Raw genomic sequence first — 11,829 nt, forward strand, 5'->3', positions numbered from 1 at the left:
CTAAAATCTAAAATCCAATGAATTCTCCATCAAACCGCGTATCAATTATTGGTGCAGGCAAAGTGGGCAGTACCTTAGCCCAGCGAATTGCTGAGAAAAACCTGGCAGATGTAGTATTGCTAGATATTGTGGAGGGTTGGCCGCAGGGCGTTGCTTTAGATTTGATGGAAGCCAGGGGAGTGGAACGCCACGATCGCCAAATTGTCGGTACAAATGATTATACAGATACAGCCAACTCAAATATCATAGTAATTGCCGCCGGAGTTCCGCGCAAACCCGGTATTAATCGGGAAGATTTAATTAAAATTAATGCTCGAATTGTCACGGAAGCATCAAAACAGGCGATCGAGAATTCTCCGGAAGCAATCTTAATCGTAATCACAAATCCCCTAGATATCATGACTTATTTAGCGTGGGAAGCTGTGGATTTGCCCAAACACCGAGTCATGGGTATGGGGGGAGTTCTCGACTCCGCCCGCTTTCAAACTTTTATTGCGATGGAATTGGGCGTTTCAAATGCTGAAATTAATGCAACTGTCATCGGTTCTCATGGCGATTTGATGGTTCCTTTGCCACGCTATTCTACTGTCAACGGTATTCCCATCAATCAACTTATGGATGCTGAGGCGATCGATCGAATCGTACAGCGAACTCGCCACGGCGGCGCAGAAATTGTCGGATTGATGAAGATTAGTAGTGCTTATTTTGCACCCGCATCTTCTGCCTGTTTGATGGTAGAATCAATTTTACTCAATCAGTCACGACTGTTGCCTTGCTCCGTTTATTTGGACGGCGAATACGGCGTGCAAGATATATGTTTGGGAGTTCCCTGTCGCTTGGGGTATCAGGGAATCGAACAGGTAGTGGAACTCGAACTCAGCGATAGGGAAAGAGCAGCCTTTATCGAGTCGGGCAAAGTGGTTGCCCAAAATATTGAGGAAGCCAAGGCAATATTGAAAACTGCTTCTTAAGCTTGTAGCAGTTCGGCGATCGCAGCAGCCCGCTCGCCACTGCAATATAATAATAATTTATATTGAGTATCAAAGGGCGATCGCTCTCTCGAAACTGCGCTTCTCGCATTTCAACTGCGCTTTGGTAAATATCATGGATATGCTTGTGAGGATGTATTTCACAAGCCGAAAAATGGCAGCAAGGAACCGATCGATAAACATAAAATTTACTCTAAAAAATTTGGTAAAAACGCAAAAACTGGCAAAAGCATTTGAACTTTGTCTGCGCGACAATACCATCAGAGTTTCTGTAGAAATTAAAGCAAAAATCTGCCATCTTTTCTTTACTGCTAAACCAACAGCAGAAGCAGCCGGTTTTGGCTGATCTCTCCCTCGCGAGCCGATTGCCGAACTACACGGTGGCATTTTAAAGGTAGAAAGTGAAAGGTGAGTTTATACGAAATTTATCATTACTTTGCCCAAACTTTAATCGTCGCGATCGCCCTTTCTATTGATCGAGCTTGAAATACCTTTATTTTACCCAAAAATGTGATACCGTGAATATTTGTATTATTGAAAATTTTTACAGTTCTCAAAAATCACAAAAATCCGGCAAACAGTCTCCGCGCGTGCGAAGTTATCGAACGCGCGTTCGGGGCCGTTGCGGTAGGAAATCGCCTTTGAGTTGAGCCAATTTAACCATAGCCTGCAACTACCTCAACTGTTTGACCGAAAACTAACCTCTGATTCGGTGATTTTTAATCATTTTAAAAAAAATTCTATTCCTTACATAAAAAAATGAGAATGCAAGAAAAAATATCTCAAATTTCTGGTTAACCTAAAGGCTGTAAAAAATATAATTTAGGATAGATAAATCAAGCATTACTTAAAAATCGAGAAAAGGCGATGGTCTAAGTTTAGACAAATTTTAATAGAGGCGAACCCAACAGGATATTCGTTCGCCAAAACAAAAAAAAACTTGCTAGAGTTTTCGGTAATAATAAAAAGGTGACAATTGCAACCGAAGGCGAGCCAAAAAATGTCAAAATTAGTCAGAGATGCTCCTGCCGATCGCGCAATAGAACCGGGTTTCTTCGTTCCACTTTCGGAGCTTCCCTGACTTAATTACGTTAAAAAACCGAGTTTATGTGTAAGTTTGCTTACCATTATTCTCAATAATTGACAACTTATGACGTAGCAATTTGTGCCTTTTTTAAGTAAATGTACGTAACCTAAGATGCTCGATTGATTTCCCAATCTAGAAAAAATACGGAAATGCAGCCTGAGTAGCTGCTAAGTGGTAGCAGAAGGAGGAAAATATGTCCTTTGCATTTTTGAGTTACCAGACTCAACTTGCAGAGCGCTATTGAGATGCCATCAACCTCGATACCAAACCGCAAAATAACTAAAGAAAAAGCATTATGTTTCATGAATACCTGTATCACGAAGTAACCAACCTGCGCGAGAAACTAGCTCACCTAGAAAGACAAACGCAGTCTCAAACCTGGTTCAAAAAGCTGCAAGCGCTGATGGGAGTTATTAGCAAAATTCGTGAATCCCTAGACTTAGAAACAATATTCAAAATCACAGCCACCGAAGTTCGGCAACTCCTAAATGCCGATCGAGTCGCAGTCTACCGCTTTTTTCCCGAATCCGAAGGGAATGAGGGCGAAGTAGTGTCCGAAGACGTACTGCCCCAATACAGCCCATCTTTGGGAGCAAGAATCCGCGACTACTGTTTCGGCGAACAATTTGCAGCTAAATACACCAAAGGATACGTTCAAGCAGTCACGGACATCTACAAAGCCCGGTTGAGCCCTTGTCACCTCAAAATCCTCAAGCGGTTTCAAATCCGAGCCAACTTAGTTGTACCCCTACTGCAGGGGAAACATTTGTGGGGATTGCTGTGCATTCACTCCTGCGGTCAACCCCGCCAGTGGCAAGAAGACGAAATCGAATTTGCCAAACAAGTAGGCGACCATTTAGCAGTTGCCATCTACCAAGCCGAACTGCACTTGCAAACCCAGAGGCAAATAGCAGAAATCGAATCCGCGCAGCAGAAACTCCGCGACAGCGAGCAAAAATATCACCAAATTCTCGATTCGATCGCCGATATGGTATTAGTCAAAGGCCCGAAATCCAAAATTGTTTGGGCAAATCAAGCATTCCGCGATTATTACGGCATGACTCAAGAGGAACTTCAAGACATCGTAGACGCACCTTTCGCCGATCCCGACAATACTCTCCAGTACGTCAAAGATGACACCTTCGTATTTGAAACCGGACAGACTCTGCAAATTTCCGAAGAACCGGTGACGCGCTACGACGGAGAAGTGCGGCTGTTCAGCACCGTCAAAACACCGATCCGCAGCGCAGACGGTCAAATCGTCATGACTGTCGGCGTCTCCCGCGACATGACGGAACGCAAAAAAACAGAAGAAGCCGTCAAAGCCAGCGAAACCAAATACCGCAGCCTGGTAGAAACATCTCAAGACATGATTTGGTCTGTCGATGCGATCGGGCACTACACCTTCGTCAACCCAGCAGTTAAGTACATTTACGGTTACGAACCAGAAGAAATGATCGGTCGGCCGTTCTCCGACTTTGTGACACCAGAACAAAGCCAGAAAGATTTAGAAGTTTTCGCCCGCCTGGTAACCGGAGAATCAATTTTCCAGTACGAAACCACCCAAATCGCCAAAGACGGCAGCATGAAACATTTAATGTTTAATGCCATTGCCCTCTACGACGAAACCGGAAACTTCCTCGGCACGACCGGTACAGCCACCGACATTACCGATCGCAAGCGAGCAGAAGCAGCCTTACAACACGCCAACGCAGAACTAGAGCGCAGAGTAGAAGCACGCACGGCAGAACTGCGCCAGACTTTTGCCGCCCTCACGGCCAGCGAAGCCAGGTTCAGGACGATCGCGGCGACCATCCCCGGAGCTCTGTTCCAATTTTGCAGCAGCCAGGGAGTGTGGAGAGTGGACTACATGAGCGATCGCATCTTCGATCTCACGGGCGTCACAGCAGCAGAAATGACGCGAGACTTAAGTACATTTATTTCTCGCATCCACCCCGAAGACTCGGAAAGCCACCTCGCTTCCGTCAACGAAGCCGTAGAAAATCTTTGTCCCTGGCACTACGAAGGACGGTTAGTCAAGCCCGACGGTGAGATTCGCTGGTGGCAAGGCGACTCAATGCCCACGCGCAGCGAGAACGGCGACATAGTATTTTGCGGTGTCCTGCTCGACATCACCGATCGCAAAGTTGCCGAAACCGCCATCCGCAACAGCCAGCGGCAGCTAAAAGAAGCCCAGAGACTTGCCCACGTCGGAAATTGGGAACTCGACGCAGCCACCGAAACCCTCACTTGGTCGGAAGAACTTTTCCGCATCTTCGGGCTCGAACCGGCAGCCTTTGCACCCAACTTAGCCGAACAGGTCGCTCTGATTCATCCAGAAGATTTGGAATTGTGGCAAACTCAAGTGCAACAGGGACTCGCAACAGGCATCCCTTTTGATTTTGACTTTCGCCTGTACCGTCCCGACGGCATCTTGCGACACGTGAACGCCCTGGGCAAAGCCGAAACCGATGTGAACGGCAAGGTGGTAAAACTGTTCGGTACGGCGATCGACATTACCGATCGCAAAGCCGCCGAAGCTGCACTGCGGCAAGCAGCAGTCGAGTTAGAAGACAGAGTGAGCGATCGCACTGCCGAACTTTCCCTAGCAGTCACGCAATTAGAACAAGAAATTGGCGATCGCAAACAGGCAGAAGCAGCGCTGCAAGTTTCCGAGCAAAACTTGAGAACCATATTTAACAATGTCTACGATGCTATCTTGATTCACGATTTAGAAGGAAATATTCTCGATTTCAATAATCGAATGTTAGAAATGTACAGAGTTACTCCAGAACAAGCAACAAAATTATCAATTAAAAACGACTATTCAAGTAGCGACAATCCCATTGAACAAATGGGAAAACTTTGGGAAAGAGTATTAGCCGGCGAAACAGGTCGCGTGGAATGGAAAGCGAGGCGTCCCAACGACGGTTCAACTTTTGATGCAGAAATTGCCCTATCCAGAATTCATCTCAACGGTAATCTCAACATCATTGCCAACGTCCGAGATATTAGCGATCGCAAACAGGCAGAAGCAGAACTCCAACACGCCCAACAGTTTATGGAATCAGTGCTCAAAACCATACCCGTAGGAGTGGTTGCCAAGGATGCTCAAGAACTGCGATTTGTACTGTGGAACCCAGTAGCTGAAAAGTTACTCGGTTTGAGTGCAGCAGAAGTGATCGGCAAAAATGATTACGACTTTTTCCCAACAGAACAAGCTGATTTTTTCACCGCCAAAGACCGGGAAGTGCTAAACAACGGACAAATTGTAGAAATCGCCGAAGAAGAGATTGAAACGAGGCAGGGAGAAACGCTGATATTTCATACCAAGAAAACAGCAATACTCGATGCTGATGGCAAACCGCAATATCTATTAGCTGTCACCGAAGACATTACCGATCGCAAGCGGGGAGAAATTGCCTTGAGGCGATCGGAAGCCCGACTCAGACAGCAGGCAGAGCGAGAAAAATTGCTCAACAACCTCACGACTCAAATCCGCAATTCCCTCGATTTCGACAGCATTATTGCTGTCGCCGTCCAAGAAATTCGGGCTTTCATGCAGATCGATCGGTGCTATTTTTCCTGGTACCGCAGCGAACAAGAAGAGGCTTTTTGGGAAATCATTCAAGAATCTCGCAGAATAGAACTTCCCGATTTAATAGGTTGCTATAAAGCTTCTGACTTCGGCACTATAGGAGAACAGATGTTGCGTCTAGAAACGCTGCAAATCGATGATGTCGGAGCGCTCGCAGACCCAGTTTGGATAAGGTCTCTTAACTCTCTGGGCTACCGATCTGTGTTGGCAATTCCGATGCAGGCACTTTCGGGGGTAGTGAGCGTTATTACCTGCGCCCACTCTGCTGCTGTGCGACCCTGGAGTGAGGGCGAAATAGAATTATTGCAAGCGGTTACAGTTCAATTGGCGATCGCTCTCAACCAAGCCGATCTTTACGCCCAAACTCGCAATAAAGCTCGCGAATTAGAGCAAACATTGCAGAAATTAACCAGCACTCAATCGCAGTTAATTCAAAATGAAAAAATGTCAAGTCTCGGTCAACTTGTCGCAGGAGTCGCCCACGAAATCAACAACCCAGTTAACTTTATTTACGGCAATCTCAGCCACGCCAACGACTATACCCAAGACTTGCTGCACCTAATCGAACTTTACCAAAACCACTATCCCGATCCCGTCCCGGAAATTCAACAGGAAGTAGACAAGATTGAACTCGACTTTTTGATGGAAGACTTGCCAAAGTTGCTGTCTTCAATGAAAGTCGGTGCAGACAGAATTCAGCAAATTGTTGCTTCTCTCCGCACATTTTCCCGCATGGACGAAGCAGAAAAGAAAGCAGTCAACATCCACGACGGCATAGATAGCACCCTGATGATTTTGCAGCACCGGCTCAAAACTAAACACAATCATCCAGAAATTCAGGTGATTAAAGAATACGCTCAACTTCCCTTAGTAGAATGTTATGCCGGCCAGTTAAATCAAGTATTTATGAACATCTTGAGCAATGCTTTGGATGCTTTGGAAGAACGGGATCAGCGCCGTTCTGCTGAGGAAATGCGGCAACAGCCCAGCCACATCCGCATCCGCACTGAAATATCGCCAGCGGGCAAGGTAATCATTCGGATTTCTGACAACGGGCCGGGCATACCGGAGACAGTCGGCACTCGGCTTTTTGACCCGTTTTTTACCACTAAACCTGTGGGTAAAGGAACTGGGATGGGCTTGTCGATTAGCTATCAAATTGTTACAGACAGACACAACGGGTCGCTCAAATGCACTTCTTCTCCGGGACAGGGTACAGAATTGATGATCGAGATTCCCCTCAAAGCTAATTGTTAATGGGGAATTGGTAAGTTGTAATTGGCAATTGGCAATTGCAAAAGCGTTACTGTGCGTCAATTTGGTACTTTTAAACCATCTCAAATCCGGTAGTATTGTCTTCATAAAATCCAGTCAACAGTCAACAATCACCGACGGTGCAACCGGAATTAATCTAATTCATCTGCGTTAATCTGTGTTTGTCTGCCCTTATCTGCGGTTTTTAAAAGATAATTGATGGCCGCAGATGACAAGGGATTAACGCGGATTCACGCAGATTAATAATTCCGATGCTAACAGATTTGATCGTCACCAAAAATTTAATTTTGATGCACCATTTATTCCTTGGTGCATCAGTTTTGAGATTGTGAGTTTGTAGAAAAAATGTCTTCACGGGGTGACGCACGATTTACCAATCTGTACCTCACTCAGTCCATAATTGCTTGATTACCGAGATTTATCAGGATTTCTGTCACGGCAGAACTGTCCAAAGGTTTAGAAAACCAATATCCCTGAGCTAATTCGCAGTCGAGTTCTCGAAGCTGTGCTAACTGTTCGCCTGTCTCTACACCTTCGGCGATCGCATTCAATCCCAAATTGTGAGCCAAAGTTACGATCGCCCGCACAATCTGCAAAGGCTGACCCCCGTCGTCACCATTTTCGACAGCCCCCAAGCGGCTTACAAAAGATCGATCGATCTTCAGTGTATCCAGCGGAAAACGGTGCAAGTAACTCAAAGACGAATAGCCAGTACCGAAATCGTCGATCGACAATCGAATATTTCTACCTTTTAATTGGGCTAGCACAATATTGGCTTTCTTCACATTTTCCACGATCGCGCTTTCAGTAATCTCCAATTTTAAACAGCTCGGATCGCAGCCAGTTTCTGCTAAAATCTCATCGATTTCGTCAATTAAATTCGGCATACCTAACTGTTTAGGAGAGAGATTGACGCTCATTGTTAATTGCGAAGGATCAATAATGGGTAATTTAAAATTCGGAATTGGTACCTGGGAGGTGGTAATGAACGTAGCCGAAGTATTGGTAATTGGGGATTGAGAATTGGTAATAGATGAGTGGAAATCGGTAATCGGGAATTGATAACTGGGAATTGGTAATTTTTTACCTATTCTTTCTTCCCTGTGACCAATAGTGGCACTACGCTCAGTAAAAGTTCCGTGTTCCTCATTCCCTGTATCTGTTACATCAGTTAAATCCCCTACATTGCCCGTTCCGTTCTTCCCTGTTGTTACCCGGAGCGAAGTCGAAGCGCCTTCTTCCTTCTGGTTAGCCTGAGCGACTTGCCCTGAGTCAAGCCGAAGGGAGTGGAAGGGTCTTGTTCCGACTTCCATTGGGCTTCTTCCCTGTTCCTCGGTTAACATTTCTTGCCAAATCCGCAATTGCTGACAAGCTTCCCGCAACACCCAGACTCCCAGAGGCACGATCAAACCTGTTTCTTCAGCTACAGGGATAAAAGTAGACGGTGGAACTAAACCCCGAACTGGGTGGTGCCAGCGCACCAAGGCCTCAAAACCTTCGAGCGCACCGCTGGCGATCGAAACAATTGGTTGGTAGTGCACAATAAAGTGCGAACATTGATTCTTGCTCTCTCCTAATTCCTCCTTGCCCAAAATAGCCAACCGCAGGTCAGTTTCTAACTGCAACAGCGACATAGTTTGGTCGTGCATCGCCAAATTAAACACTTCATGGCGGGCCTTACCCAAAGCTTTAGCGCGGTACATAGCGATGTCAGCATCGCGTAGGAATTCTTCCGGGTGAGTGTACGAATTTGATGCGCCACTGGCGGTGGCTTCACCTCGACTGAAAACAATGCCAATGCTAGCGGTGGTAAATACTTCGTGTCCTTCGAGATGAAACGGCTTCGTCAGTTCTTTTTGTATCTTTTTAGCTGCGAGGGTGGCATCGCTGAGACTCTGAATATGGTCTAGCAGGATGGTGAATTCGTCTCCTCCCAGCCGGGCGACGGTATCAGAAACCCGGACGCAGGTTTGCAGTCGCTCCGCAAGGGCGATTAGCAATTTGTCGCCTAAAACGTGTCCTAAAGAATCATTAACTACTTTGAAGCGGTCTAAATCTAGGAAAAGTAAACCAAATTTGTAATCGGGGGACTGATTGGAGCGGCGGATGGCTTGTCCTAGCCTGTCGATGAACAAAACCCGGTTGGGCAAACCCGTCAGCGCATCGTGAAAAGCGCCGTGCAGCAGTTGCCGTTCTACTCGCTTGCGCTCGGTGACATCTCGGATAATAATCTGGCCGGCCGTCGAGCCTTGATAAGTAGCGGGGATGCCGGCCATTTCAACGTCTATTATTTGTCCGTCGAGCCGCATCAGTTTTTGTTCGGCAAGCTCGATTGGCTGATTTTCTGTCTCGACTAGCCGAATGCGCTCTGTGGCTATTTCTACATAGTTTGGATGCACGAAATGCAATATTGGAAAGCCCATGAGCGCTTCGGGAGAGCTCGCACCGAGGAGTTTCGCGCCGGCAGCATTGATGTAGGCGATTTTCCCTTGACTGTGAACGGCGATCGCTTCGGGAGATAGTTCTACTAAACGGCGATAGCGTTCTTCACTTTCTTTGAGAGATACTATTAACTCGCATCGCTCTTTTTCAGCTTGCTGGCGTTCGAGTTCCATTTGGTGAACCGCCAGAATCTTTCCAATACTTTGAGCCATCAATTCTATAATTTCTATTTCCTCGTACTTGAACTTTCTTTTCTTGATTTCTGGCGAACTAAAACTTAAAGTGCCGTAAGTTTTATTGTTAACAAATATCGGCGTTCCAATGTAAGATTCCGCGTGGCAGTTCTGATAAGCAGGATGTTCGCGCATCTCAATATCTGCTCCTATATGAGAATAAGCAACTGTTTTGTTAAGTTTAATGACTGCCGCGCAGTAAGTATCGCTGAGGTTCAATTCTAAACCTCGCACAAAGTATTCTAACTCTGTTTTAGCTGCTCGAACAATAAAAGTCTCGTTGTCAACTTCAGCCATGATGCCCCTTGAAAGTCCAAACATCAAACAGCCTGCTGTTAGATAATCGTCAACCAGTTCTTCAAAGTTTTGATAATGATAAGTTGTAATCCGGTGCAAGTGTTTGAGATTAGCGCTAAAAGCTGCTAAAGCTTGAGAATTTAAAAATAATTCTTCTTCCGATCGCTGGCGGTCGGTAATGTCTGTTTGCACTCCAATAAAGTGGGTTAAGTGTCGCCGCGAGTTGTAAACCGGAGCGATCGACAGTTCGTGCCAAAAAGGCGTGCCGTCTTTCCGAAAGTTGCGTAATATAACTTGAGATTCTCTACCTTCTTCAATCGCAATTCGCAATTCTTTGGCAGCGGGGCTGTCAGTGTCTGTCCCCTGCAAAAATCGGCAATTCTTCCCGATTAACTCGTCTCTGCGATAACCAGTAATCCGCTCAAAACTGGGATTGACATAAATAATTGGATTATCTGCTACGGTTGCGTCGGTAATTGCAATGCCGTTGCTGCAACTTTCGATCGCCCGTTCCATCATTTGTAAGCGCTCTTGCGATATAATGCGCTCGATCGCCGCAGCTAATACGTTAGCAATCGCTTCTACAAAATAAACGTCATCTTGACTGAAAACCCGCCCTTGGCTGGTATGAACCCCCAAAATGCCCCAGGCCGGCGAGGAGGAACTGTTCGCTGGTTCTGCTTGTCCCCAGTTCCTCCCCAGTCCCCGATTGCCGGGAATGATCACAGTAACGCCGCTGACAGCCCGGTGATTGTGCAGCAGTGGCAACTCGCTAAAGCGCGTTTCCACCCGCAAATCTTCGACGATTGTCGGTTCGCCCACTAGCAATGTGTAACCTGCTTGCGATCGAGCAGAAGCGGCAACAGTAGCGCTGCCGACGAGGCCCGGCTGCCAGCCAACCCCCGCTCGCAGAAGAAAAGCATGACCAGAGGGCAACAGTTCTAACAACTGGCAATAATCAACGTCCAGGGTTTGAGCAATTAAAACCGCAGCTTTGTCCATCAGTGCGGACAAATCTGTTTCTGCCAGGGCCTGCTGCCCCAAGTAAGCGACGGCCGCTTGCTGGCGGGCTCGCGAGTGGATTGAGGTGAGCAATTCCTGCTCCTTGGCGGCGACTCGTTTCCGATCGGTAATGTCGGTGAACACCGACAGAACAGCTTTCCCCGACACCAATGTCAGATACCGCATCGATACACTTGCCCAAAACAGCGTGCCGTCAGCTTTTTTAAGCCGGACTTCTGTCTCGCGGACGTGTCCGTTGCGGGCGAGCCTCAACAGCAATTCCTGGCGATCTGCAGGTTTGTGGTAGAGCATTTCGGCTTTTTGGCGGTCGATCGACTTGAATCCTGTGAACCCGAAAGCCTGACGGCATAAATCATTGCTATAAAGAATTGTGCCGTCCGCCAGACTGCTGACGATCAGGGGCAGTGGCATCGAGTTGGCGATCGTCAGCAGTAATTCTTTGGTTCCTTGCAGCTCTTTGTACAAGTCTGGCTTGGACGCCCAGCCGTGACAGTCTTCAGACTTTTCAGGGATAAAACTTTCCATTGTTTAATCGATCCATTAGCAGGACAACTTTTTTAAACTTGTGGTCAATCAATACTGCGGACGGTTTTTAATTAGCATTCGTAGAATAAAAGTTTCAAGGGGATTCGCCAATCGAGCTATCAACGGACAATCAAGGGTTTCAAACTACGAACTAAAAACAGTCCAGATTATTGGTAAATGACGATTTCAGATGCAGAGGACGATCTACAGTAGCCCACAACACATTAATCTTAACCAGAACTATGCAACTGAACGCCCCTAAACTGCTCGGCTGAAGTTTGATATGCAGCTCTCTCGTTAAAGACCACATCTGTCTTTGGTATGACAATCTACTGTTTTTAAAGTTGCGTTAAGTTTTGA

Annotated in this window: 4 protein-coding genes; 3 read left to right on the plus strand and 1 reads right to left on the minus strand. The window is 46.6% G+C overall.

The features are described 5' to 3' along the window. Positions 1 to 17 precede the first annotated feature (17 nt). The 3 genes from mdh (at position 18) to QUA45_RS01610 (ending at position 6,931) form a co-directional block, all read left to right on the plus strand. Positions 18 to 971: a malate dehydrogenase gene (mdh, locus tag QUA45_RS01600; protein ID WP_333219070.1), complete on the plus strand. Its 954-nt coding sequence runs from the start codon at positions 18 to 20 to the stop codon at positions 969 to 971. Between the two features lie 172 nt (positions 972 to 1,143). Beyond that, positions 1,144 to 1,335: a hypothetical protein gene (locus QUA45_RS01605; protein ID WP_333219072.1), complete on the plus strand. Its 192-nt coding sequence runs from the start codon at positions 1,144 to 1,146 to the stop codon at positions 1,333 to 1,335. A gap of 1,036 nt (positions 1,336 to 2,371) precedes the next feature. Beyond that, the gene (locus tag QUA45_RS01610; protein WP_333219074.1) at positions 2,372 to 6,931 is read left to right on the plus strand and encodes a PAS domain S-box protein; all 4,560 of its coding nucleotides are present in this window, start codon (positions 2,372 to 2,374) and stop codon (positions 6,929 to 6,931) included. A gap of 407 nt (positions 6,932 to 7,338) precedes the next feature. On the opposite strand, the gene QUA45_RS01615 is transcribed toward QUA45_RS01610, so the two are convergent. After that, entirely contained in the window at positions 7,339 to 11,469 is a 4,131-nt protein-coding gene (locus tag QUA45_RS01615; RefSeq protein WP_333219076.1) for an EAL domain-containing protein, read from the minus strand. Between the last annotated feature and the right edge of the window lie 360 nt (positions 11,470 to 11,829).

This window comes from Microcoleus sp. Pol12A5 (genome assembly GCF_036701435.1).
Lineage (GTDB): Bacteria > Cyanobacteriota > Cyanobacteriia > Cyanobacteriales > Microcoleaceae > Microcoleus.

Coding starts and splice junctions, on each gene's coding strand:
- QUA45_RS01605 (WP_333219072.1), top strand. CDS start 1,144: ATGGCAGCAAGGAACCGATCGATAAACATAAAATTTACTCTAAAAAAT.
- QUA45_RS01610 (WP_333219074.1), top strand. CDS start 2,372: ATGTTTCATGAATACCTGTATCACGAAGTAACCAACCTGCGCGAGAAA.
- QUA45_RS01615 (WP_333219076.1), bottom strand. CDS start 11,469: ATGGAAAGTTTTATCCCTGAAAAGTCTGAAGACTGTCACGGCTGGGCG.
- mdh (WP_333219070.1), top strand. CDS start 18: ATGAATTCTCCATCAAACCGCGTATCAATTATTGGTGCAGGCAAAGTG.